Below are 24,091 nucleotides of genomic sequence, written 5' to 3'. Positions count from 1 at the left end.
ATATTATTATATCGTATTCGTCCTGCAAAAAAAACACCTATTTTTATTTTTTTTAGTTATTTTCTTGTTCCTGCTCGCGACGCGCTTCATCTTCATGTTCACGATTCAGAACTAACTTAATTTGTGCATATTCTTTGGGCGTAATCAGCTTGGCTCGATATAGATTATCGATTTCAATTGCAGCCAATTCAATGTCCCACAGCCGCTTACCAACATGAATATATATATCGTACTTCTTGAGCAAATTTAACACATCTAGAAAATTATGCATGTTACCCTCCCCATCGCTGTAAACTCAAAAACACTACTGCACTGTAAACACTCAATGTTATTAACCAGCTCAAAAGTATGCCAGTTATCTTAATTCTAAAGGTGGCTTGTAGCGGACGCCGCCACATGACACCTGCAGTTAAGAGTAATCCGCCGATAAACCCTCCGACATGACCCGAAACACTCACAGAGGGGGTCATTAAGCTAAGGACAATCATTAAAACAAACAGGGCCCCCATACTTTTGGCTTGTTCACGCCATTGATCTGGTTGTCTAGCCAAAAGCCAAAAAACAATAAATGTTGCAAAAAAGCCAAAAATGCCACCTGAGGCACCCACACTTAACGTCTGCCATGGATCAATCCATAGTGATAAAAGGTTACCGGCCACAATACTATTAAGGAATAAGACGAGCATAGCCAGCCGCCCCAACATCCCTTCAATCAATTCACCTAGCCATACAAACACAACCAAGTTACCAATCAAATGGATTGGCGATCCATGTAAAAATCCAGCACTGATTAAGCGCCACCATTGTCCATCAATAATACTTGGTGTATAAGCGGCACCCATTTGGTAGAGAATTGGTGCTTTAATTTGGAAACTTTGCGAGAACAATAGTTCAATTAAAAAAATCACAATCATTAAGAACGTTAGCAACCATGTTACTGGCCGTGCCTGTATGCGCTGCCACATGTCTTTATTATTCATGATAACCATCCAATACAATAATTTTGTCTAAAGCGTAATCCGTCTGTTCAACCGGCCATTGCGCTCGTTTAAAATAATTGGCAGCCATTGTTACGCCAACCTTTGGGGCATTAACTTTGGGTAACCAACGGTCGTAGTACCCGCCTCCAAAGCCCAATCGTTGACCGTCTTCAGCAAATGCTAACCCTGGTACAAGTACAAAATCAATCTCATCTAAATTCACAAAGGGTTCGCCAATTGGCTCTAACATCCCAAATTTATGTCGGGCATAATCCGTTTTTTCGTCAACTTGAATGAAATCCATTTTATGATTTGGTCGCACTTTTGGTAGAAGCACTTTTTTTCCTTGTAATAATGCCGTTTGAATTAATAATCCCGTGGGTAATTCTTCGTCTTGGGCCATTGTTAAAGCAACAACTTTTGCATTTTGCCACTCAGTGAGTGCCGTTACTTGTTGGACCAATTTCTGTAAATACCAAACTCGCTGTTGGTCTGATAATTCTACCAAATGTGATAATGCTTGTGCTCTGCTTTTTGACTTATCTATCATGTTAAATTTCCTTCATAAAAAAACTGAGTCATGTCTATGACTCAGTTTAACACAAATTAATTTGTATTTTGACCTGGCACATTCTTAGGACTTTCAACATCCTTCCAATATGCCTTGTAAATCTCTTTAGCGATTGGAATATTAACGAGTTCCGCGCTTTGTGAAACACCAGGTACCACGATTGCCATGGCAACATCGGCATTTGGTGCAAATGCAATCAATGAAGAAGTAATCGTTGACTGACCATTAGTGAACGTTTCAGCAGTACCAGTCTTCGCGTATACACCTGGCTTCAAATCTTGCAATTTCTTTCCAGTCACGAATCGACTTGAACCGTTAACAACCTTGTCCATTCCATCCCAAATAACTTGTCGTTGAGCTGGGGTCCAGCCAACAGAACCAAGTGATTTGGGTGCAATCGTGGTTTCAGTCTGTAACACCTTTGATTTATCACTACGCTCATTAATTGATTGGACAACATGTGGTTTCATTCGATATCCACCATTAGCAATCGTCGACACATATTGTGCTAATTGCATTGTTGTGTACGTATCGTACTGTCCAAAAGTTTCGTCCAAAGCATTACCAATGTGACTACGATCAGTGTCTCCACGCAAACCAGCGGTTTCGCCTGGCAAATCAATTCCAGTTTTAACACCCAAGCCAAAGCGATTGAAACCTTCACGCATCGTTTGGAAGATGTTAGTATCAAGTCCATTCAACGTCATACCGGCATGATAGGGTTGGCCAGCCATCTGTAACATCAACTGCATCACGTACGAGTTAGAAGACACTTCAAGTGCATCCGATGCGGTCAATGGAATTGACTGTGCGCCTGTCGGGTTGAAGTATGATGCCTTGACTGACGTTCCAGCGACACGAATTGGTTGATCGACAATCGTATTATTTTCCGGCGTAATCGTCCCATGCAATAGCCCATTTGTAATCATAGCTGGTTTTACGACAGATCCAACAACTTCAGCACGATTAATCGTTGAAAGAGCATCATCTTGCAACTTTCCATCATTCAAACGATTAACCCCGCCCATGGCATAAACACCACCAGTTTTAGGATTCATCACCACAGCATAAGCCCCTTGCGTTAACCCACCAGGAATTTGACTCTTGAGGATTTCTTGGACATCCTTTTGAAACTTAGCGTTGATTGTCAAGCGTAAGTCTGAACCTGCTTTACCACCATACAACACCTTTTGCGTGGTATACCCTTGTTGGTTAACATTAATTTCAACACGCCGCTTCGTTCCCTTAAGTGCATCTTCATACTGCTTCTCTAAACCTGAAATACCAACTGTATCATCACGTGAATAACCTTCTTGCAATAATGAGTTTACTTGTTCTTCTGGCAATCCAGACTTTGAAACGCCACCAACTAAACTAGCTAATGACTCATCGGAATTCTTTGATCCTTCACGTTGATAATATAGACCGACTGCCACACCCGGCATCTTTGATTGACGTTCACCAATATCGGCAATTTCACCTTGTGTAACGCCTTTATCCTTCAGATAAACTGTTGAAAGTGCATAAGCATTTTCCATCTTTTGAAAAATCATGGCCGCATTCTTTTGTTCAGAAGTTAACTGCACTTGATTTTGATTTTTCTTCGCATAGTCTGTTAATTCAGATACATATTCGTCCGTACCTGGTGCGCGCGTGATGCCAGCTTGCTTTGCCAAATCAGCAGCGCGCTTCTCATCTTGAATATAATATTTATTGACATTAGCGTCAGATAATTGTTTTGTATCCACACGCACATACTTACTAACCTCATTAGCAACCTTATACATATCACCTTCTGTGACGTTCTTAGGTTTAGTGTAAGTAATAGCCTGCGATCCAGAATTTGTGACCAACGCTTTTCCAGTACTATCGTAGATAATTCCACGCTGCACATTGACTTGCTCAATGCTTGAGTCAGAACTATTTACTTCTGCCTTAAATTGTTTTCCTTGCGCGATTTGTAGTGTACCTAAGCGCCAACCTAAGGCCCCTAGCATTAGAATGACAATACCGAGCAATACATTTAGACGGGCAGGAATGCGTGACATTGATGATGACTTACCACGTCCACCACGTCGTTTTGGTGCTTGCATAATTTGACCCCTTTTTTACTTGAATAACTTTTACCATTGTAGCATACCTCGTGCTAAAAATAAGTTTAGGTACGATAATTATAAATGTGTTTTAATAGAAGTAACTTAATTAAATTGGAGTTTACGCATGTCTAACATTTTCAATCCTTTAAAATGGCAAAAAAACACCCGCGCCCTTTGGGGTGCCTTTTTGTTGCCAGCCTTAATCATGACAGTCTATTTTGCCAGTCGCCATATGGCGCCTTTTGGTAGTAGCACACTGCTAACCGTTGATTTAGGCCAACAATATATTGATTTTTTCGCCGCTTTTAAAACCATCCTCACTCAAGATCCGAGTCAACTATTCTATAGTTTCTCAAAGGGACTCGGGGGTGAAACATTCGGTGATTGGGCCTACTATCTATTTAGTCCCTTGAATTTCATCCTACTGTTTTTTGACAATGTCCACTTACCAGCCGGAATCTTTTTATTAACCGTTTTAAAATATGGCTTAGCAAGTTGGTCATTTGCTTTTGCCATTCACAAATTGAATTGGCAAAAAGGTTATACGCTGCCTGTCTTTGGAACAAGCTATGCCTTTATGGGCTGGTTAGTCGCGAATCAACTTAATCTACTCTGGCTTGATGCCGCAATTCTCCTACCCTTAATTATTTTAGGTCTAGAGAAGGTATTAGACGGTCGTAGTATCTGGTTATTCATTCTACCGCTTACCGCCATTATGATCATTAATTACTATATGGCTTATATGATTGGTGTCTTTCTAGTGCTGTATATCCTTTGGCGCCTTTTTTGGGAACCTTACCAGTGGCATGTGCGTTTCAATATGCTTGGGAAATTTTCATTTGGTGTCATCATCAGTATTGGCCTATCTTGTGTGACGTGGCTTCCAACTGCCTACACACTCATGAATAGTAAAAGCCAATACATGTTAGAAAATCTAAAATGGCGCTTCGACTATTTCCCACCAGATATGTTAGGAAAATTTTTTGTCGGCACTTTCAACTTTGACCAAATGCCAACTGGCTTACCAAACCTCTTTGTTGGTAGCTTACCTTTAATTTTGTTTTGGTTCTTCATTACATCACGCACTGTTCGCTGGCAAGTCAGGTTAATGACCGCCCTCATTACTGCTTTCCTGCTCGTTTCGATGATGTATGGACCACTTAACCTGTTCTGGCATGGTTTTCAATTCCCGGTCTGGTATCCATACCGGTTCTCATTTGTCTTTTGTTTTTGGCTGTTGTGGTTGGCTGCGTCAATCTGGCAACCCAAGTTACATTTGAGTTTGTTGCAGGCTGCGAGTCTCCTAATTGTGTTCGCCGGTATCGTTGGTTACCTATACTTCCGCCTACCAAAGCTAAATTTCTTAAACAAAGAACAACTGTTAATTGGCGTTTCTTTCTTCCTCTTACTCTTGTTATTAATGACTTTGCGTAGACATGACGATTACTGGTTAAGCTTTGTTGGCCTCTTAGTGCTAGCCGAGGTGACTTGCGGTGCCCTACTCACTTTGAATAACTTTAGCTATCTTTCAAATACCGAGTATCAAACCTACATCAAAAATCTCAATGACATGTCTAAACCGCTTGAACGAGAAAAACAGCAGAATTTCTTCCGCGTCACCCAGTCGTTCCAGCGCACCAAAGGAGATCCGTTCCAAGGAAATTATAATGGTGGTTCAACCTTTAGTTCCGCGTTAGAATACCAACAAAGTCGTTTTATGGCCTTAATCGGCCAGCCTGAGGGAGACAATTACGTCAGTTATACTGGCGGCACTCTCGTTTCTGATAGTCTTTTGGGGATGAAGTATCTATTGCAAAGCAATAATCAACAACCCGATCGACCTGGAACGCCTGCTAATACCACTGAATTTAAACGGGGTGATACAAATGGCATTTACCCAATTAAACGGACGAACGATTTAACTATGCTGTCCCAAAACCCCTATGCTTTACCAGTTGCCTTTGCAGCTAGCACCAACGCTCTGAATGCAAATTTCAAAGACGATGACCCTGTTCAGAATCAAAATGTGATGTGGCAGAGCATGAACGGCTACCAATCAAAGCCGGTCTTTAATGTGTCAAACTTCTCGAATGTCCACGGTTATAACACGCAAGCTCCCGAAACAATCACCGGAGCCTACTTAACTAAGGATAAGCCAGGCAACGCGCGTATCGACCTTACCTATGTCGCAAATGGTAATGGACCTTATTACCTCACACTTGGCGGTGATATCAGTCAAGATGATGTTGAAGTGCAACTGAACCACGAGCCAGTTAAAAACATTCCATCCCATCGTCACACCATTATTTTGCCGATGTCCCAAGCCAACAAGGGAGACAAACAAACCATTAGTCTTGTATTTAAAAAGGATAGCCTATGGTTACAAAACGTTTCCTTGTACCAAGCTAATAGTTTGCGATTTGCGGATCAAGCAACTGATTTAAAACAAAATGGGCTCCAGCTCTCGCAAACTTCAGCAACCAACCTAAGTGGTGACATCACCTTACCAAAGGATAAAACGGTCTTAATGACTAGTATTCCGAACACACCAGGTTGGCAGGTAACCGTTGATGGAAAATCTGTGACCCCACAAACCGTTAACAAATTCTTCATGGGAATTCCGTTAAACGCAGGTAAGCACCATGTCGAATTCAAGTTTGTAACACCACTATTGAAGACAGCTGTAACCATTTCATTAGGGACGTTACTCTTCATGCTCGGGATTGCTTGGTCTGAAAATTCAAAGCGCCAACATCGTTTAAGTGCTGCAAAATCGAAATAATTCGATTTCACAAACTTTACAAGCTGTAACCCGCATGGTAATGTATCTCTTGAAACCTTTTACAAGGATTAACTAAATCTAATTAATTACACTAGAGGAGGCCACTAATGGCTGAAGAAAAGCAATATCCAATGACCGAAGAGGGGAAGCGTAAGCTTGAAGAAGAGCTTAACACCCTTGTGACTGAAACACGTGCAGAAATTACGCAACGTATCCAAACAGCTCGTGGTTTTGGTGATCTATCTGAAAACTCTGAATACCAATCAGCTAAGGACGAACAAGCCTTCACTGAAGGACGTATCAATACAGTTCGTAACATGCTTGATAACGCCGTGATTATTGATTCATCAGATGTTTCTGATGACGAAGTAGCACCAGGTAAGACGCTTACATTCCAAGAGCTACCTGACGAAGAACCTGAGACTTACTCAATCGTAGGTGGTGCTGAATCAGATCCATTTGCTGGTAAGATTTCAAATGACTCTCCAATTGCGCAAGCTTTAATTGGTCACCGTGTTGATGATATCGTGGAAGTTCCTCTTCCAAACAATGCAACAATGGAAGTCAAAATTCTTTCAGTTAAGCCATTAGAAGATTAATATTAAAAGCACCTCTCCATGTGATAGGTGCTTTTCTTTTAGGTAACATATCAAAAAAAGCTATGCTCATTAAGAGCATAGCTTTTTTATTAATGGGCGTTATTTGCGCTATCGGCAGCATTTCCAACAGATTCGTTAGTTGCTTCCAAATCGCCTGACTTACCCAAGTGATCATCATAACTTTGTGAATAATAAACCTTACCAGTCTTCAAATTAGCCACGAAGTACATGTAACCCTTGTCACGATCCTTTGGATGCAAGACAGCATCAATCGATTCAACACTTGGATTGTTGAATGGTCCAGGACCATAACCTGAGAATTTGTACAAGTTATAAGGATTATCTGATTGAACATCCTTATTTGTTAAATTCGTTCGATTTGTCTTCAACGCATACTTAGTCGCAATGTCAGATTGCAATGGCATCTTGGCGTCGATTCGATTCAAGAAAACACCTGCAATGGTACGACGACTATCATTATCAATTCCTTCACGCTCAACCAATGAAGCTAAGGTCAAAACTTGTTGAATCGTCATACCTGACTTCTTAATGCTTTGGAAACGTGGTTGCAAGGCAATATATTCTTGTTGCACCATCATTTCAACCAACTCATCAACCGTCTTCGCATCACGCCAAGTATATGTGGCAGGATATAGATATCCTTCTAGATGGTAACGGACATTCTTGGCTTTTGCAGCTGAATCAAATAGTCCTGGGTATTGTTCTTGAAGAGTCTTAAAGAGCTTTGGATCATTGGCTGCCTTACGGAATGAAGCAGCACTGAACGTCGTTTTCTCACCAACTTCTTTGGCAATATTATCAACCGTTTCACCTTCACGCACAACGACAACGTTTTTACTATTCGTCGGCACAGCTGATCCACCCATACGAAGGGCCGTCACAATTTGTTGCACGGTCATGTTGGGACTTAATTCATAGTAACCAGCCTTCAAATCTGAATAGTTGTGGCTTGTCACGTAATGATTAAAAGCACGCTTTGAACGGAGAACGCCGTCCTTTTTCAAAGTTTGCGCCATCATTTGTGTTGATGAACCATCTTTAATACGTACTTCTTTGGTCTTTTTGTTCTTAACATCTAAGGCAGCATAGTTCTTTTCATCATGTTGCACATAGATATGATGTCCGACCCCGAATAATACCAACGCAACCACTAAAATCAATAGCCATTGGACAAACGATAGACGTTGGTACCATGGCTTCGTTACAGCAGCTTGTTGGTCTTGACGGGACGTATATTCATTTTCAGACATGAATCTTACTCCTTCATTATGAGCGACTTTATTTTAAACTAGACACCAGTATAGCAGTGTTAATTGCTATCTGGCAAGTCATTGACGCTTAACGAATTTCAGCGGCAAATTGATCTTGCAAGGCCTTCGTCATGCGCTCGATTGCTGCATTAATTGCATCATCTTGCAAAGTATGCTCACGGTTAACAAAGGTAAGTGAGTAGGCAACTGACTTTTTATCTGCAGCCACATTGTCACCCGTGTAAACATCAAACACGGTGACATCATGCAAGTCGGTACCACCATGTTGTTTAATCGTATTAACCAAGTCAGCTGATTGGATGTCACGGTCAACCAAGATAGCTAAATCACGCTTGATTGAAGGGAACTTTGAAATTGGTTCATATTTTGACTTCACGCGTGGCAAACGCAAAATATCGGTTAAGTTTAATTCAAAACCAAAGACTTGACCAACCTTGTAGAACTTGGCCACACGTGGATGAACCTGTCCGATGAATCCGACGAATTGGTCACCAACATAGATATCAGCTGTTTGTCCTGGGTGCATTTCTGGACGATCTGTATTTGCTACGAAGCGGACATTATCTACAAAACCATAATCTGCCAATAGTTGTTCAACAATCCCCTTCAAATAGAAGAAGTCAGCTGGTTGGGCAGCTTGGTCCCAGTCACGTTCACGAACATCCCCAGTTACAACACCGGCCAAATGTTCAATTTCATCTGGCATTGTTGACATACCATTTGAAGCAAAGACACGTCCTTGTTCGTACAATGACACGTCTTCTTGCTTGCGAGCAACGTTGTAAGCAATATCATCCAACAATGACGTTAACAAGCTACCACGCGTTACGCGACGGTCTTGTGACATTGGATAGTCCACTTCAACAGGTGTTGCCTCAGGATCCATCGCAAATTGCGTAGCCTTTTCAGGCGTTGTCAAGACGTATGAAATAGCTTGGTTAAGACCAAGTCCTTCTAATGAATGACGTGAGTCACGAATAAGACGTTGCTTTTCAGTCAACTTACCTGGTGTTGTTTCACCAGTTGGTAAAGTAGCTGGTAAGTTATCGTAACCATACAAACGGGCCACTTCTTCAATTAAGTCGGCTGGAATTGAAATATCCCAACGATGTGATGGAATGGTCACACTGAAGCGACCATCTTGTTCCATTTGGGTGAAACCAAGGCGCTCGAAAATTGCAGCAATTTCAGCAGTCGTAATATCAGTTCCCAAAACGTCATTAATCTTTTCTGTTGTAACATCAACAGTTGGTGCTTCATAGTCAAAATCTTGTGCAATCACACGACCATTTGTGACCGTTCCGTCACCTAATTCTGCAATCATGGCTGCAGCGTGATCCAACGCCTTAAAAGTTGCTTCAACATCAACACCACGTTCAAAACGTTGTGAAGATTCGGAATGCAAGTTTTGGTCACGCGCGGCATGACGAATGGCTTTAGGTTCAAAAATAGCTGCTTCAAGTACAACATTTTGCGTGTCGGCAGTGACTTCAGTTGATTCACCCCCCATGACACCGGCAAACATCAAGGCTTGTCCATCTGAATCAATGACAATGTCTCCTTCGGCTGCCTTACGTTCAACGCCATCCAATGTCTTAATCACTTCACCAGCTTTAGCGGTACGTACTTGTAATTTAGATGCAGGTAAACGATCCAAATCAAAGGCATGCAATGGTTGTCCGTATGTGAGTAGCATTAAATTAGTAACATCAACAACGTTGGAAATGGGACGAATGCCCATATTCCACAACCGTCGTTGCAACCATAATGGTGAGTCTTGCACGTGTACATCCTTAACTACGCGCACACCATACTTTGGTGCCAAATCAGCTGGTGCTTCAGCTTGGATTAAGTCAGCCGTCGCTTCACTGCTTTCATTTAATTCAAAAGCAGGTAGTTCTGGGCGTTCATTCAAAATAGCGGCTACTTCATAAGCAGTACCATTCATTGAGAGCATGTCGGCACGGTTTGGAGTAATGCCTAGCTCCAAAATATCATCCCCAAAGCCAAGTACTTCCAACGCGTCTGCACCAGGCTTCAAATCAGCAGCGTCTGCATCGTTAAAGACCCAGATGCCCTCTTCAAAATCCTTTGGTGCGACACTGTTATCCATCCCCAACTCTTGCAAAGCTGACAACATACCGTTTGACTTTTCGCCACGTAACTTACCACGACGAATCTTTTGTCCATCACCAATGACTGAACCGTGCTTGGCCAAAATAACCGTTTGTCCTTCAGCAACATTAGGGGCACCCGTGACAACTTGGATTGGTTCATCTTCGCCAGCATCCAATTGCGTAATCACTAAGTGATCAGAATCAGGGTGTGGTACAACAGACAAAACCTTAGCAATGACAACATTCTTCATGTTACCCTGTGGACGGTATTGCCCTTCGACTTCAACTGCGGTACGTGAGATTTTCTCTGCAAGCTCGTTGGCTGGCAAAGCAATTGGCATATACTCACGAAGCCAATTAACTGATACTTTCATCTTTGCTTATCCTTTCTGATCAAATTGCTTTAGGAAACGAACATCATTCAAGTAGAAGTTACGGATATCTTCAACCCCATACTTCAACATGGCAAAACGATCAGGTCCTAATCCAAAGGCAAATCCACCATAAACACTTGAGTCAACGCCAGCCATTTCCAAAACATTTGGGTGCACCATTCCAGCCCCAAGGACTTCAATCCACTCAATGTCTTCTGGCTTCGTATCAGGTGTCACAGCATTCCAAGACACATCAACTTCAACAGAAGGTTCCGTAAATGGGAAATATGAAGGACGCAAACGAATATCATGATCTTCACCAAACAATTGATGTGCAACCGCTAGCAAGGTTCCCTTTAAGTCTCCCATTGTAATGTGCTTATCGACAACCAATCCTTCAACTTGGTGGAATTGGTGTGAGTGCGTCGCATCATCAGTATCACGACGGTAAACACGTCCGGGTGAAATCATCTTCAAAGGACCCTTTGAAAAATCGTGTTGTTCCAAAGTACGCGCTTGAACCGGAGAAGTTTGGGTACGCATCAACAATTCAGGTGAAATGTAGAACGTGTCCTGCATATCACGGGCTGGATGATCCTTAGGCAAGTTCATCATTTCAAAGTTGTACTTATCTTGTTCAACTTCAGGCCCTTCAATGATTTGGTAACCCATTCCGATGAATTGGTCTTCCAAACTCTCAATGATTTGTTGCAAAACATGTGGTTGTCCTTGAATAGCTGGTTGACCAGGTAAAGTCACATCCAAAGTTTCAGCTTGTAATTGTGCGTCCATCACAGCATTTTCAAGCTCGGTTTGTCGCTTGTTAATTTCATCCGTCAACTCGTTGCGAACATCATTAGCCAAAGCTCCGATTTCTGGACGCTCGTCTGCTGGCAAATCCTTCATACCACGCAAAACTTCAGTTAGCGCCCCTTTTTTCCCTAGTTCCTTCACACGTGCTTCATTTAGTTCTTTTAATGAAGTGGCTGAATCAATGCGAACTAAGGCTTGTTCACGTAATTGTGTCAAATCTTCTTTTAAACTCATCCGTAACTCCTTTATTTGTTCATAAAAAAAGCCCCTCTGGCAAACAGTCGTTGCCAAAGGGACGTTGATTAACGTGGTACCACCCTGATTTGATATACAAATATATCCTCATTGTGTTCGATAACGGGAACAAAGCGAAAGAGCCTTATCAGCCCTCCAACTCCTGGTTGAATTTGAGTTAACTGTTTGATTGAGCTTACACTATCCTCAATTCGCTGGACAAACATGTTTAACCTTCTGACCATTCATCGTCGTTATTACCATTGTACAAAGTTAACGCATTAACCGCAAGGGTTTAGGCGTCTTGTGATTCACAATCTTGTGCATCACTCCATTCATCTGACCAGTCATGGACAACTTGCATCATGTTACGCATTGATTCACCCTTTTCGGTCAACGCATATTCAATCAAAGCTGAATCATCATAAGTCCGACGTTCGACAATGCCATTAGCTTCTAATTCTTTCAAACGTTCCACCAACACACGATCAGAACAGCGCTGTACGGTTTGTGATAAATCCTTAAAGCGCATTGTACCATTATTAAGCAATGACTCAATAATTAAGCCATTCCACTTGCGTCCTAAAAATTCAAATGTTGCGACGAATTTGTCGCAAATTTTAACATTATCATTTGTTGTTGCCGTTGATTCTGCCATCTTGCCTACCTCCACATCTATTTTTGGTTATTTTTAGTAAATAGTTTTTGCCTAACTTCATTCTAGACCCTCAGCGTGACAAATACAATATTCACAACCAATATTTTCTAATATTTCGGCTATAAACCCGCTAGTTATGGTCGAACTGGGTCAACTGCTTGGGCAACGGCCGCTTGGGCTTCCGCATTAAAATAAATGCGGTTTGCATTATTATAGTAAATATTTTCTAAGGCAGTTTGCCCCATAAGATCACTCGTGTCTAACCAATGCGCCAAATCATGATAGGCATTAAAGGTTGCTGACCATGGTGAATCAGTTCCCCAAATTAATCGTTTGTCCCCCAACGTCGCTAAAGCACGACGCGTTAATTCTCGAGAGGCTGCGTAGGGCAAACTCGTTTCACCATTGATATCTTGAATCGCCGCTAAGTCTGTATAAATATTAGGGAATGGTGCCCACTGATCCAACGTGTTTTGGTAGAGACCTAGTTCATCCATTTGCCCAAAGGATAAATGACAAACGACAAAATGTAATTTGGGATATCGGGCTGCCAAATTCGTCATCGCTTCAGGTTGATGACTAACCTGGTCTGCCGATCCATAATCAACGATTACATTGAATCCAGGATAATTAGCTAAGAAGTGCATAAGCTCACCCACTTGCGGATTTGTATCCAAGCGAAACGGTGTTGTCGTATGGTACCCATGCATGCCACCACCCGCACTGATTTCTAATTTCATTGAACGAAACCCTAAATCTTGCACATGCCGTCGGACAATCGTCATAAATTCACTCGCAAAAGGATCAGCCGAAAAAGCCCCCATAAATCGGTCCGGATATTTTCGCATCGTTTGCCAAGTGTAATAGTTTTGATAACCATTTAAACTCCCCTGCAACACCATCGCTTTATCAATTTTTTCATTATCCATTAGGCGCAAGACATTTTCTGCGTTAAAGTCACTTTCCCCATAGGTGGTTGGCAACAATTGAATTAAAGTGCCGTCATCCCAAATGGCTTCCCCATTTCCTAGCGCATTAAGTCGACCCTTCCCGTTAAAGCCCGCAATGTTCTGTACCAAGTGTAAATGTCCATCAATCCGTTTCATTAGGGTTCCTCCTCATTTGCTAAAAAAGCCATGACCCAAGTCATGGCTTTTTTTATTTATAACATTAATCTTTAACTAATTCCGCATAAATCTCTTGGTCCAAAACCTTATCGATTTCACCAATGTATTCACGAGGAGCATCTTTAACAAAGACATGCTTAAAGACATACAAACTGTCATCGGTTGATTCAGATTCAATACCACCTAAATCATACAAATCTGTATTCGTGTCCAAAGCCCATTGGATCATTTCTGATTGAACCGCGTAAGGCGCATAGTATGTGTTGCCATCCATTGAACCGGCATACATATACCAAATCTTACGCCCATACTTAAGTGCAATCCCAGTTGAAAGTAACTCACCCTCACGTTCAGCCACAAAGATGCGCATTGTATCAGCATCAAAAGCCGCTTGCATCCGTTGGAAATATTCAATTGGACGATGCGTAATGCCATGACGCTCCGCCATAGTTGTATAGGTCTTGAAGAACTCGTCTAATTCAGTAGCTGAATTGCCTGAATGTACCTCCACACCATCACGCAATGGACGCTTAATCTTGCTCTTCGTCTTTGAAGGATATAAATCAAGCGTTGTTTTAGCGTCAGGGAACTTCGTCAAATCCAAAACCATATTCAAACGAGGTTGAATCGTTGCGTGCATTCCAGCATCAGCCACATTTCGATTACGTGTCACGTAACCATGGTCTTGCAACGTTGTGTTAAATTCATCGCTGTACGCCACTTCTGGATCAAAACGCAACACATAAGCACGTCCATCTAGCGCTTTAACCGCTTCATCAACTAAGCGATCCAACAAATCTACATCAGTAACATCCATAACCGGACCCTTAGAAGCATAAGCAAACTTCTTATCAGTTGGTGTATCACCAAGCAACATTGACATAGCAGCAATAATCGCACCCTGATCGTCTTCTAAGTAGACATCAACTGGCTCCCAGTTATTCTTAACCTTGGCCCAACCTAGGTCTTGTGTCACTTGGCCATATGGTGATTGACGCATAAATTCTTCATATCGTTCGACCGCCTGTGGGTCATTCAAATTTAACACTGGCATGTGTAAATTCACCTCTCTTACACTTCATTTATATTGAATTTATTATAACATAAGCAAAATTGTGCGAATCAGCGTATAATAATCTTTATGGAAAATATAACATCAAACCAGAACGGCCGTGTTAAAGCATGGCAAAAGTTGCAAACGAAAAAAGGTCGTCAAGCAAATCAGACCTATCTATTGGACGGATGGCATCTTGTACAAGAAGCGATTCACCATGATGGACATTTACATGCCATTATGGGTACGTCAGCTCAACTAGCAGAACACCAAGAAGAACTACCTCTTGGCGTACCTGTTTTTGAAATCACAACTGACATTGCCAAAAAGTTATCTGATTTAGTGACACCTCAGGGGATTTTTGCAGAAGTTTCACTCCCTACTGCTAAGCGTGAACCACAATATGTACACCAAGGTGCTTGGTTGTTCTTGGATGGTATCCAAGATCCAGGTAATGTGGGAACAATGGTTCGGACTGCTGATGCAGCCGGCTTTGCTGGCGTTGTCTTCGGTGAAGGATCAGTTGACCCTTATTCACCAAAGGCTGTTCGTGCCATGCAAGGAAGCCAGTTCCACCTTACAATCACTGATGGTGATTTATTAAAGTGGACAAACACTTTCCGCGACAACGAAATTAACGTTTACGGAACCCAACTAGACCCTACCGCGGCTGATCTCTTCTCAGTGCAACCACAGGCTACCTTTGCTCTTGTCATGGGCAATGAGGGACAAGGGATGCGCCCTGAATTAGCAGCAGCGACCTCACAAAACTTATTTATCCCACTTTCAGGTGAGGCTGAATCTTTGAACGTTGCGGTTGCAGCGGGAATCGCTATGTTCGCTTTAAAACAACGTTAAGCTAATAGGGTTAGACTAAAAGAAATGGAGGTGAGTCATCAATGAAAGATTGGCGTGAAGATGAAGAATATGTTGACATCGTATCTGATTTATTACGGACCCCTGAGGTTCAAAAATTAGGTGATTATGTCCAACACCATCATTCAGATCGTTTGACCCATTCAATTAATGTGTCATACCAAAGTTATCGTCTAGCTAAACGTTGGCATCTCGATGCCAGAGCTGTTGCTCGAGCTGGTTTACTACATGATATGTTCTTTTATGATTGGCGAACCACTAAATTCGAATTAGGTACCCATGCGTACATTCATCCGCGGGTTTCTCTTCGAAATGCCGAAAAGATTACTGACCTGTCACCTAAAGAAACAGATATTATCCTTAAACATATGTGGGGCAGTACATCTGCACTCCCACACTATCGTGAGAGTATCTTAGTTGATATGGTTGACAATTGGGCTGCGGTTCAAGAATTTTTCACCCCAGCCACGGAACGCTTTAAAAAATTAACCCATCGAAAAACAAAAGCCAATTAATTCGTTAATTGGCTTTTTTGCTGGCCAAATCACGTTACGCAAAGTTATATGAAAACCATCATTAGATACCTCTCACTGTTCTGTTTTTTAATAAACGTTTCGCCATATCTCTGTAAAGAAATCTTTACTTAATTAAGCAAATTGTGTGTTCCAATTTTACAAAAAACCTTTAATATAATTAACATACAAAAAAATAAAAATAGACATTCACTAGATTTACAGAAAAGAAGAGTTAAGCATATGACAAAGATTATTGCGCATCGTGGACTTTCAGCAATCGCACCTGAAAACACATTACGTAGTTTTGAACCGATGTTAGATTACAACTTAGACTGGTTTGAAACTGATGTTTCAATCACAGCTGATGGGCAACTCGTCCTATTACATGATGATAAGGTCGATCGAACAACCGACCATGCTGGTGAAATCACAGCCATGACATATGATGACGTGATGGATGCCGATGCTGGTAGTTGGTTTGGACCCGAATTCGCCAACACTCAACTATTGACGATGGATGATTTATTAGCTTTCGTTGATGAATCAGGCATGAACCTAAACTTAGAATTAAAAGGCGTGACTGGTCCAAATTGCAGCGCGTTAGCTGATCAACTCATCGCGCAATTGGTCCCTTATCTCCGGACAATTAACGAGGAAGTTAATCTGATTATTTCAAGTTTCAATCCAGTCATGTTATTCAAAATGCACGCTGCCGCACCTGAACTAGCGTACGCTGTTTTGTACGACAAAGGTCAATTCCTAGACGATTGGCAACTTGTAGCAGATGCATGCAATGCACGTTATATTCACATTGATAAAGCTGATGCAACGCCTGAAAACATCGCCAAGATTCAAGACCGTGGTTTTGAAGTTAACGTCTACACCGTTAATAGCCTTGATGATGTCACAACTTTGAGTGATTACGGTGTTGATGGTATCTTCACCGATGTCGCAAATGAAATCGTTGCGCCAAAAGCGACAGCTGCAATTGCAGTTTAATAAAAAGAAGCCCTCCAATACCGGAGGGCTTCTTTTTTATGGTATATCGCAAAAAAAAAGAACATGACAATGTCATGTTCTTTTTAACTATGTCCCCACACGGACTCGAACCGTGGACCCAAGGATTAAAAGTCCCTTGCTCTACCAACTGAGCTATGGAGACATATCGTTTGCTAACAAATTAGCTTACTTAAACCATTATACCGACTCAAATCAAAAATTCAAGACATTTATTTGCATTTTCAGGAATTTTTCTTTATGCTTTAGCTATACATGTAAACACTGAATGGAGAACCCTGATGAGTAAGCAAAAAATCAATATGCCCAATGAAAAAAAGCAAGATCAAACAGTCCCTACCGAAGATCAAATCGACAAGTATGAAGCTCACTTGCTTGAAGAAGCGACTGATACTGAGCCGGTCAAACCTTATCCAACATGGGTTAAGGCCATTGTCATCATCATGGTCCTTATTATTGTACTTGGACTTTTGGCTGCCGCGGCCTACGCTTTTCTATAAAAATCTAAAACAAAAACGCATCAGGCTTTTATCGCCTGATGCGTTTTATTTTATTCGGGGTTTTCTGAAGCAAGTTTCCAACGTAAGTAAGCGTCAATGAACGGATCTAAAGCACCATCCATCACTGCTTGTGGGTTACTTGATTCGTAATTCGTACGGTGGTCTTTAACCATACGATATGGTTGGAAGACGTAAGAACGGATTTGTGATCCCCAGCCGTTTTCCATTTGGCTTCCGGCAATCTTTGCACGTTCAGCTTCCTTCTTATCCATTTCCAATTGATACAATTTAGCTCGCAACATGTTATAGGCTAAATCTTTATTTTGGAATTGTGAACGCTCTTGTTGCGAGGCGACTACGATACCAGTTGGTCCGTGGGTTAGACGCACCGCTGAAGACGTCTTGTTAATGTGCTGTCCTCCAGCCCCAGATGCACGGTAGACGTCCATTTTAACGTCTGCTGGATTGATATCAACTTCAACTGAGTCATCCAACTCAGGCATCACATCAATCGACACGAACGATGTATGACGGCGACCAGCTGAATCAAATGGTGAGATACGCACAAAACGATGCACGCCACGTTCTGAACGCAAATAACCATAGGCATTACGCCCGACAATTTTCAAAGTTGCTGAATCGATTCCAGCAACATCCCCTGCATGGTAATCGAGCACTTCGACCTTGAATCCGTGTTGTTCCGCCCAACGCGTGTACATGCGTTGCATATTAGCACCCCAATCAGCGGACTCAGTTCCGCCCGAACCAGGATGAATTTCAAGAATTGCATTATTCTTATCGTACGGTTCGTTTAAGAGTTGCTCCAAACGGTATGCTTCTAGGTCTTGCGCCAATTGGGCTAGACTTTCATCCATCTCTGCTTGCATATCGGGATCTTCTGGATCTTCAGTCAACAATTCTAATCCAGCCGTTGCCTCTTCAACTTCGTCTTCTAACTTAAGATAGTTATCTCGGCGATTCTTCAAATCATTATTTTGATCAATCACTTTTTGCGCTGCTTCGTGATCATTCCAAAAATCCGGGTGGCTCATCTCATCTTCATTAGCGGCGATTTCGTCATTCATAGCCCCTAGGTCTAATGACTTTCCAAAGTTGTTCACTTCTTCAGTCATCTCATTTAATTGGCGCCGCGCTTCTGCTAATTCCATAGCAACCTCTCTTTCACCTAAAGAAAAAAGTCGGGATGCAATCCCGGCTTTTTTTGTTTATTCAGCACGTAGATTTTGACGAATTTCAGACTTCATGAATAGACGCGTTGAGTCGTATTCAATTGAAGCAATCATTTCTTCAAACATGCGGAATCCTTCTTCTTGATACTCAATCAATGGATTTAATTGACCGTAACCACGCAATTGGATTGAATCACGTAATTGGTTCATATTTTCCATGTGTTCGGTCCAATAGTTATCAACAACACGGAGAATGACAACACGCGTGAATTGCAAGAATTGCTCATCATCTTGTAGTTGTTCAGCCTTTTGGTTGTAGACTTCCTTGGCACGCTTATACAAGTAGTCCTTCAATTGATCACGATTCTTGTTACGCAAATCTGACACATTGATATCATCTTCCGGTACAAGAACAGAACGCGCAAAGTCATTCAATGCGAACAAATCCCACTCGTTTTCCTTACCGATGGTATTGTTGTCAACCACGCGGTTAATCGTACGTTCAACCATTGGCAAAATAACATCCTTCAAAGAATGTTCTTCATCAATGACTTCGTTACGATCTTTATAGAAGGCTTCACGTTGTTGTGACATCACATCATCATATTGCAAAACGTTTTTACGTGAATCATAGTTGTTTCCTTCAACACGACGTTGGGCAGATTCAACTGAACGGGTAATCAAACGGTTCTTGATAACAGCATCTTCATCCTGTAGATTCATTTGCTCCATCATGTTCTTCAAACGATCACCACCGAAACGTAGCATCAAGTCATCTTCTAGTGACAAGAAGAATTGTGAGTAACCAGGATCCCCTTGACGTCCGGCACGTCCACGTAATTGATTATCAATACGACGTGATTCGTGACGCTCAGTTCCAATAACGGCTAATCCGCCAACTTCCTTGACCCCAGGGCCAAGCTTAATATCAGTTCCACGACCAGCCATGTTAGTGGCGATTGTTACGGCACCTTGTTGACCGGCATTGGCAATGATTTCAGCTTCACGGGCGTGGTTCTTGGCATTCAACACGTTGTGCGGAATATGACGTTGATCCAAAAGATTAGACAAATATTCTGATGTTTCAACAGCAACCGTACCAATCAAGATTGGTTGCCCTTTACTATGCAATTGTTCAACCAACTTTACAACAGCGTTGAACTTTGAATGTAAGTTAGGGTACAACAAATCCGGTTCGTCGACACGTTGAATTGGTCGATTGGTTGGAATCGTTGTTACTTCCATGTTATAAATTTCGCGGAATTCTTCAGCTTCAGTTTGTGCTGTTCCAGTCATACCAGACAACTTGCTGTAACGACGGAATAAGTTTTGGTAGGTAATCGATGCCATAGCCCGATTATCTTCTTGAATATCAACCTTTTCCTTAGCTTCCAAAGCTTGGTGAAGTCCATCAGAGAAACGACGACCTTCTTGAATACGTCCTGAGAACGCATCGACCAATACAACTTCCCCATCACGCACAACATAGTCCTTATTGTTCAACATCGTATAGTTGGCACGCAAGGCTTGGTCTAGGTGGTGAGTCAATGCTGAGTTTCCATCCGCATAAAGATTTGGTAGGTTGAAGTATTTTTCACCCTTCTTAATTCCTTCATCCGTTAAGTTAACGGTCTTTGATTCCAAATCTACTGTATAGTCTGTTTCTTCTTCCAAAGTCTTCACGAAACGATCAGTTCGAATGTAAAGCTGTGTGTTTTCTTGTGCCGGTGCACCAGAAATAATCAATGGTGTTCGCGCTTCATCAATCAAAATTGAGTCAACTTCATCGACCAAAGCAAAGTTCAATGGACGTTGTACACGATCTTCTTTGCGGGCAACCATGTTATCACGTAAGAAATCAAAGCCGATTTCAGAGTTGGTTGAGTACGTGATATCAGCATCATAGGCTTCACGCTTCTCTTCTGGTGACATATCTGAAACGTTGATACCCACAGATAGGCCGAGCCAGTTATATAGCTCACCCATTTCTTCACCATCTCGTTCAGATAGATACTCATTAACCGTGACAACGTGAACGCCCTTACCAGGTAAGGCATTCAAATAAACCGCCATTGTGGCTGTTAACGTTTTCCCTTCACCAGTTCGCATTTCAGCGATGTTTCCGCCATGCAAGACCAATGATCCCATGACTTGCACCTTAAATGGAAATAGTCCCAATACTCGCTTAGCAGCTTCACGGACAACCGCAAACGCTTCAGGCAAGATATCATCAAGCGTCTTCCCTTGATTTTCAAGTAAATCACGGAAGTATGGGGTCTTGGCTTGAAGTTCTTCGTCAGACAAGGCTGCTATTTCATCTTCGTATGCCATCACTTCATCGGCAGTACGAGATAATCGCTTTAATGTACCGCGATCACTTTCAATAATTTTTCGTAATGGATTAGCCATGCTCAATCTTCCTTTTTTTGTAAAGATTTTTCTTTTTATTTTATGATGCTTATTGTTTGTTACTAATGTTTTGACATTAGCCTTTATACAGCACCCATTTTCTGTGTTCAATAACCTTTATATTTTAACATTGTTTGACAAATTATCATAGCCATCTGCAAAAAAACACACCCCAGAGACTGGGCTGTGTTTTTTCTGATTAATAGAATTCTTTAATATTTGCCAATGTTTGTTCACGACCAAGTAATTCAAGCAATGAACCCAAATTAGGTCCTTGTTCTTGACGTGTTGTGGCAATACGCAATGGATTCCAAAGTTCACGTCCCCGCACACCAGTTTCGGCTTGAATCTCACGAACCGCGTTTAAGATGTTGTAAGCATCAAAAATTGGTAATGCTGTAAGCTTTTCACTAAACTTAGCCAATAGCAATGGCACATCGTCACCCTTCATCCATTCCTTTTGTGAGTCAGGAATAGCTGTTGGGCCAGGCATTGTGAAGAAAACAGGCTTAATTAGATCAACAATTTGGGCAGTGTATGAAACACCATCCATGTATACATTCATCACCGAACGCAACCACTGCATCTTTTCAGGTGTCAATTCAGCTGGGTCAACCAATTCTGACTTAACTAATTGTTGCATCATCTTATCAAAGACCATGTCTTGATCACCAGTCTTGATCCATTCATTGTTAATCCATTCAAGCTTTTTATTATCAAACTTAGCTGGTGACTTTGACAAACGCTTTTCATCAAATTGCTTAACTAATTGCTTCTTTGTGAAGATTTCCTTTTCACCAACTGGTGACCAACCCAACAAAGCAATAAAGTTCAACATCGCTTCAGGTAAGTACCCCAATTCACGATATTGTTCGATGAATTGCAAGATTGTTTCATCACGCTTAGAAAGCTTCTTACCAGTTTCAGCATTAATGATCAATGACATGTGACCAAAGACTGGAGCTTCCCAACCGAAAGCTTCATAAATCATCAATTGCTTAGGTGTGTTTGACACGTGATCATCCCCACGCAAAACGTGAGAAATTTCCATCATGTGGTCATCAACTACAACCGCAAAGTTATAAGTTGGCATCCCGTCAGCCTTTTGAATGACCCAATCGCCACCTACAGTATCTGAATTAATTTCAACATGACCCTTAACAATGTCATCCCAAGCATAAACCTTATTTTCTGGTACATGCAAACGTACGACAGCTGGCAAGCCCTTTGCTTCAGCTTCTGCTTGAGCAGCGACAATTTCTTCGTCAGTCATATCAGCATACTCATAGACGTAGTGCGGTGCTTGTTTAGCAGCTTGTTGCGCTTCACGCTCTGCTTGCAATTCTTCCGCCGTCTTATATGACTTGTATGCCAACCCGCGATCCAACAAATCTTGAATCAACGGCTTGTAGATATCCAATCGTTCTGATTGACGGTAAGGACCGTATTCACCTGGATTTGCGGGTGACTCATCCCAATCCAAACCTAGCCAAGCTAAATTGTCTAATTGTGAACGTTCACCATCCGCAATATTACGCGTTTGATCTGTATCTTCGATTCGGACTACAAATTCTCCATTGTAATGGCGTGCGTATAGCCAATTAAAGAGGGCGGTACGGGCATTCCCAATATGCAAATGTCCCGTTGGTGATGGTGCATAACGCACACGTACCTTTTTTTCAGTCGTTTCAGTCATTGTTACCGACTCCTTTATTTTTTCTTGTTTTGTCATCTTCTAATATACCGCCGAATGCGGTTTGTTTCAACGCTTTAAACTAGCTTTGCGAAAATCATCCGACCAGCATCAGTCTGCAGAGCAGAGGTTACTTCCACATTAACCTTTTGTTGAAGTTTATCGCGTCCATCCTCAACAACAACCATCGTCCCGTCATCAAGATAAGCAACGGCTTGTTGTCGTTCAGTTCCATTTTTAACAAGCGTAACGGTTAAGTGATCGCCAACTTTAATGCTTGGACGTAATGCGCCCGCCAAGGCATTTAAGTTCAATACTTTAACACTCTGGAATTGGGTAACCTTATTCAAGTTAAAGTCATTGGTTACTAAGGCACCATCAAGGTCTTTGGCCAGTTGAATTAACTTTTCATCAACCTCTTTGATGTTTTTGTAGTCGCCTTCCCACATTTCCAAAGGAATTAAAGTTTGCTCACGTAATTCATTCAATACATCTAAACCACGTCGACCACGTACTCGTTTAATCTCTTCACCTTTATCAGCCAAATATTGAAGCTCATACAAGACAAAGTTTGGTACCAATAAAGTCCCTTCAATAAAACCAGTCTTAACGATATCAAGAATCCGGCCATCAATCAAAATATTTGTATCCAAAATTTTATAATGATGGTAGTTCTCTTCGCCAGTCTCAGCCGCCTCATCATCATCATCCTTCTTATGCCCACGAATTTTTGTCAGACGCGACATATTATTTAGCGAAGGAATTAAATTCCGCCACTCATCAATTCTGGTTGTTCCGAGTCGAAATCCCAAATATCCGAATAATAGCATAATTAAAACCGGGATGACTGAACTCATAAGAACACTATCCATACGTTGGAGTGGTGCTGTAATAAAGACCGCTAAAGCTAATCCAATCAAAGTTCCTAATGAGCCAACTAATAGCATCAAAGGAGATTGTCGATTTAGGAAATTTTCAATTTCTCGAATGCCGTTGTCAACATAACGCCAAGTTGGCACACTAATAATAAAACTAATCAGCCCACCAATTAAGAAATTTACCACAACATTGTTTAACCATAAGTCATTTTGGACTCCCATCACCCGCCATAAAACCGGTAGTACATTAATGGTTAATGCACCGCCTAAAATGATGTAGGCCAATTGAATGATTCGTTTTCGCATCTTCAATTAA

The 24,091-nt window shown here is 41.6% G+C and carries 20 protein-coding genes, 1 tRNA gene and 1 other annotated feature; of the genes, 6 read left to right on the top strand and 15 right to left on the bottom strand.

Features of this window, described 5'->3' with window-relative positions:
• Positions 1 to 52: 52 nt before the first annotated feature.
• From IE337_RS01560 to IE337_RS01545, 4 genes are read right to left on the bottom strand one after another with little or no spacing between them, the layout of a single operon-like run.
• The gene (locus tag IE337_RS01560) at positions 53 to 271 is read right to left on the bottom strand and encodes a YqgQ family protein (RefSeq protein ID WP_191136539.1); all 219 of its coding nucleotides are present in this window, start codon (positions 269 to 271) and stop codon (positions 53 to 55) included.
• A 1-nt stretch (position 272) separates the two neighbouring features.
• Complete coding sequence (locus tag IE337_RS01555) at positions 273 to 980, bottom strand: rhomboid family intramembrane serine protease (RefSeq protein WP_191136538.1); 708 nt, start codon at positions 978 to 980, stop codon at positions 273 to 275.
• Positions 973 to 1,530: a 5-formyltetrahydrofolate cyclo-ligase gene (locus IE337_RS01550; protein WP_243185599.1), complete on the bottom strand. Its 558-nt coding sequence runs from the start codon at positions 1,528 to 1,530 to the stop codon at positions 973 to 975. Before IE337_RS01550 ends, IE337_RS01555 begins: the two co-directional genes overlap by 8 nt.
• A 56-nt stretch (positions 1,531 to 1,586) precedes the next feature.
• Positions 1,587 to 3,644: a peptidoglycan D,D-transpeptidase FtsI family protein gene (locus tag IE337_RS01545; RefSeq protein WP_191136537.1), complete on the bottom strand. Its 2,058-nt coding sequence runs from the start codon at positions 3,642 to 3,644 to the stop codon at positions 1,587 to 1,589.
• Between the two features lie 127 nt (positions 3,645 to 3,771).
• Here IE337_RS01545 and IE337_RS01540 point away from each other — a divergent pair, with 127 nt between their 5' ends.
• Together IE337_RS01540 and greA are read left to right on the top strand one after the other, a co-directional pair.
• A complete protein-coding gene (locus IE337_RS01540; protein ID WP_191136536.1) occupies positions 3,772 to 6,429 on the top strand; it encodes a YfhO family protein in 2,658 nt (885 codons plus the stop codon).
• A 107-nt stretch (positions 6,430 to 6,536) separates the two neighbouring features.
• Positions 6,537 to 7,028 (top strand): transcription elongation factor GreA, encoded by a 492-nt coding sequence (gene greA / locus IE337_RS01535; protein ID WP_057745462.1) that lies wholly within the window; start codon positions 6,537 to 6,539, stop codon positions 7,026 to 7,028.
• 89 nt (positions 7,029 to 7,117) lie between these two features.
• Here greA and mltG read toward each other — a convergent pair whose 3' ends face one another.
• From mltG to femX, 6 genes are all read right to left on the bottom strand, one after another.
• Complete coding sequence (gene mltG, locus IE337_RS01530; RefSeq protein ID WP_191136535.1) at positions 7,118 to 8,299, bottom strand: endolytic transglycosylase MltG; 1,182 nt, start codon at positions 8,297 to 8,299, stop codon at positions 7,118 to 7,120.
• Positions 8,300 to 8,387: 88 nt separating this feature from the next.
• A complete protein-coding gene (gene pheT / locus IE337_RS01525; protein WP_191136534.1) occupies positions 8,388 to 10,811 on the bottom strand; it encodes a phenylalanine--tRNA ligase subunit beta in 2,424 nt (807 codons plus the stop codon).
• Between the two features lie 6 nt (positions 10,812 to 10,817).
• A complete protein-coding gene (gene pheS, locus IE337_RS01520; RefSeq protein WP_057745458.1) occupies positions 10,818 to 11,858 on the bottom strand; it encodes a phenylalanine--tRNA ligase subunit alpha in 1,041 nt (346 codons plus the stop codon).
• A 54-nt stretch (positions 11,859 to 11,912) separates the two neighbouring features.
• Positions 11,913 to 12,116 (bottom strand) — a binding site (T-box leader).
• A gap of 37 nt (positions 12,117 to 12,153) precedes the next feature.
• Positions 12,154 to 12,516, bottom strand: coding sequence for a winged helix-turn-helix transcriptional regulator (locus IE337_RS01515; protein WP_191136533.1), 363 nt, complete (start codon positions 12,514 to 12,516; stop codon positions 12,154 to 12,156).
• A 134-nt stretch (positions 12,517 to 12,650) separates the two neighbouring features.
• Positions 12,651 to 13,622: an amidohydrolase family protein gene (locus IE337_RS01510; RefSeq protein WP_191136532.1), complete on the bottom strand. Its 972-nt coding sequence runs from the start codon at positions 13,620 to 13,622 to the stop codon at positions 12,651 to 12,653.
• Positions 13,623 to 13,686: 64 nt separating this feature from the next.
• Positions 13,687 to 14,697 (bottom strand): UDP-N-acetylmuramoylpentapeptide-lysine N(6)-alanyltransferase, encoded by a 1,011-nt coding sequence (gene femX, locus IE337_RS01505; RefSeq protein ID WP_191136531.1) that lies wholly within the window; start codon positions 14,695 to 14,697, stop codon positions 13,687 to 13,689.
• 87 nt (positions 14,698 to 14,784) lie between these two features.
• Here femX and IE337_RS01500 point away from each other — a divergent pair, with 87 nt between their 5' ends.
• The 3 genes from IE337_RS01500 (at position 14,785) to IE337_RS01490 (ending at position 17,087) form a co-directional block, all read left to right on the top strand.
• A complete protein-coding gene (locus IE337_RS01500) occupies positions 14,785 to 15,555 on the top strand; it encodes a TrmH family RNA methyltransferase (protein ID WP_057745443.1) in 771 nt (256 codons plus the stop codon).
• Positions 15,556 to 15,596: 41 nt separating this feature from the next.
• Complete coding sequence (locus IE337_RS01495; protein ID WP_191136530.1) at positions 15,597 to 16,088, top strand: HD domain-containing protein; 492 nt, start codon at positions 15,597 to 15,599, stop codon at positions 16,086 to 16,088.
• Between the two features lie 240 nt (positions 16,089 to 16,328).
• Entirely contained in the window at positions 16,329 to 17,087 is a 759-nt protein-coding gene (locus tag IE337_RS01490) for a glycerophosphodiester phosphodiesterase family protein (protein ID WP_191136529.1), read from the top strand.
• A 90-nt stretch (positions 17,088 to 17,177) separates the two neighbouring features.
• Here the strand turns inward: IE337_RS01490 and IE337_RS01485 are convergent.
• Positions 17,178 to 17,250 (bottom strand) — tRNA-Lys (locus IE337_RS01485).
• A gap of 136 nt (positions 17,251 to 17,386) precedes the next feature.
• Here IE337_RS01485 and IE337_RS01480 point away from each other — a divergent pair.
• Positions 17,387 to 17,605, top strand: a complete 219-nt coding sequence (locus IE337_RS01480) for a hypothetical protein (protein WP_191136528.1) — start codon at positions 17,387 to 17,389, stop codon at positions 17,603 to 17,605.
• Positions 17,606 to 17,655: 50 nt separating this feature from the next.
• Here IE337_RS01480 and prfB read toward each other — a convergent pair whose 3' ends face one another.
• From prfB to IE337_RS01460, 4 genes are all read right to left on the bottom strand, one after another.
• Positions 17,656 to 18,774, bottom strand: a complete 1,119-nt coding sequence (prfB, locus tag IE337_RS01475) for a peptide chain release factor 2 (RefSeq protein WP_191136527.1) — start codon at positions 18,772 to 18,774, stop codon at positions 17,656 to 17,658.
• A 57-nt stretch (positions 18,775 to 18,831) separates the two neighbouring features.
• Positions 18,832 to 21,204 carry a preprotein translocase subunit SecA gene (gene secA, locus IE337_RS01470; RefSeq protein WP_191136526.1) on the bottom strand — a complete coding sequence of 791 codons (2,373 nt, stop codon included), beginning with the start codon at positions 21,202 to 21,204 and terminating at the stop codon, positions 18,832 to 18,834.
• A 199-nt stretch (positions 21,205 to 21,403) separates the two neighbouring features.
• Positions 21,404 to 22,900, bottom strand: coding sequence for a glutamate--tRNA ligase (gltX, locus tag IE337_RS01465; protein WP_057745425.1), 1,497 nt, complete (start codon positions 22,898 to 22,900; stop codon positions 21,404 to 21,406).
• Between the two features lie 74 nt (positions 22,901 to 22,974).
• Positions 22,975 to 24,081, bottom strand: coding sequence for a PIN/TRAM domain-containing protein (locus IE337_RS01460; protein ID WP_191136525.1), 1,107 nt, complete (start codon positions 24,079 to 24,081; stop codon positions 22,975 to 22,977).
• Positions 24,082 to 24,091 lie beyond the last annotated feature (10 nt).

The organism is Weissella viridescens, from assembly GCF_014789145.1.
In the GTDB taxonomy this organism is placed as follows: domain Bacteria; phylum Bacillota; class Bacilli; order Lactobacillales; family Lactobacillaceae; genus Weissella; species Weissella viridescens.
The sequence above is the reverse complement of the archived record's forward strand: the minus strand, read 5'-3'. Positions and strand labels throughout refer to the sequence as shown.

What these genes read in the sequence shown, in the direction of transcription:
- IE337_RS01515 (WP_191136533.1), bottom strand. Translation starts at nt 12,516, where the DNA reads ATGGCAGAATCAACGGCAACAACAAATGATAATGTTAAAATTTGCGAC.
- gltX (WP_057745425.1), bottom strand. Translation starts at nt 22,900, where the DNA reads ATGACTGAAACGACTGAAAAAAAGGTACGTGTGCGTTATGCACCATCA.
- IE337_RS01480 (WP_191136528.1), top strand. Translation starts at nt 17,387, where the DNA reads ATGAGTAAGCAAAAAATCAATATGCCCAATGAAAAAAAGCAAGATCAA.
- IE337_RS01495 (WP_191136530.1), top strand. Translation starts at nt 15,597, where the DNA reads ATGAAAGATTGGCGTGAAGATGAAGAATATGTTGACATCGTATCTGAT.
- IE337_RS01460 (WP_191136525.1), bottom strand. Translation starts at nt 24,081, where the DNA reads ATGCGAAAACGAATCATTCAATTGGCCTACATCATTTTAGGCGGTGCA.
- secA (WP_191136526.1), bottom strand. Translation starts at nt 21,204, where the DNA reads ATGGCTAATCCATTACGAAAAATTATTGAAAGTGATCGCGGTACATTA.
- IE337_RS01510 (WP_191136532.1), bottom strand. Translation starts at nt 13,622, where the DNA reads ATGAAACGGATTGATGGACATTTACACTTGGTACAGAACATTGCGGGC.
- IE337_RS01500 (WP_057745443.1), top strand. Translation starts at nt 14,785, where the DNA reads ATGGAAAATATAACATCAAACCAGAACGGCCGTGTTAAAGCATGGCAA.
- femX (WP_191136531.1), bottom strand. Translation starts at nt 14,697, where the DNA reads ATGCCAGTGTTAAATTTGAATGACCCACAGGCGGTCGAACGATATGAA.
- pheT (WP_191136534.1), bottom strand. Translation starts at nt 10,811, where the DNA reads ATGAAAGTATCAGTTAATTGGCTTCGTGAGTATATGCCAATTGCTTTG.
- pheS (WP_057745458.1), bottom strand. Translation starts at nt 11,858, where the DNA reads ATGAGTTTAAAAGAAGATTTGACACAATTACGTGAACAAGCCTTAGTT.
- IE337_RS01555 (WP_191136538.1), bottom strand. Translation starts at nt 980, where the DNA reads ATGAATAATAAAGACATGTGGCAGCGCATACAGGCACGGCCAGTAACA.
- prfB (WP_191136527.1), bottom strand. Translation starts at nt 18,774, where the DNA reads ATGGAATTAGCAGAAGCGCGGCGCCAATTAAATGAGATGACTGAAGAA.
- mltG (WP_191136535.1), bottom strand. Translation starts at nt 8,299, where the DNA reads ATGTCTGAAAATGAATATACGTCCCGTCAAGACCAACAAGCTGCTGTA.
- IE337_RS01545 (WP_191136537.1), bottom strand. Translation starts at nt 3,644, where the DNA reads ATGCAAGCACCAAAACGACGTGGTGGACGTGGTAAGTCATCATCAATG.
- IE337_RS01490 (WP_191136529.1), top strand. Translation starts at nt 16,329, where the DNA reads ATGACAAAGATTATTGCGCATCGTGGACTTTCAGCAATCGCACCTGAA.
- IE337_RS01540 (WP_191136536.1), top strand. Translation starts at nt 3,772, where the DNA reads ATGTCTAACATTTTCAATCCTTTAAAATGGCAAAAAAACACCCGCGCC.
- IE337_RS01560 (WP_191136539.1), bottom strand. Translation starts at nt 271, where the DNA reads ATGCATAATTTTCTAGATGTGTTAAATTTGCTCAAGAAGTACGATATA.
- IE337_RS01550 (WP_243185599.1), bottom strand. Translation starts at nt 1,530, where the DNA reads ATGATAGATAAGTCAAAAAGCAGAGCACAAGCATTATCACATTTGGTA.
- greA (WP_057745462.1), top strand. Translation starts at nt 6,537, where the DNA reads ATGGCTGAAGAAAAGCAATATCCAATGACCGAAGAGGGGAAGCGTAAG.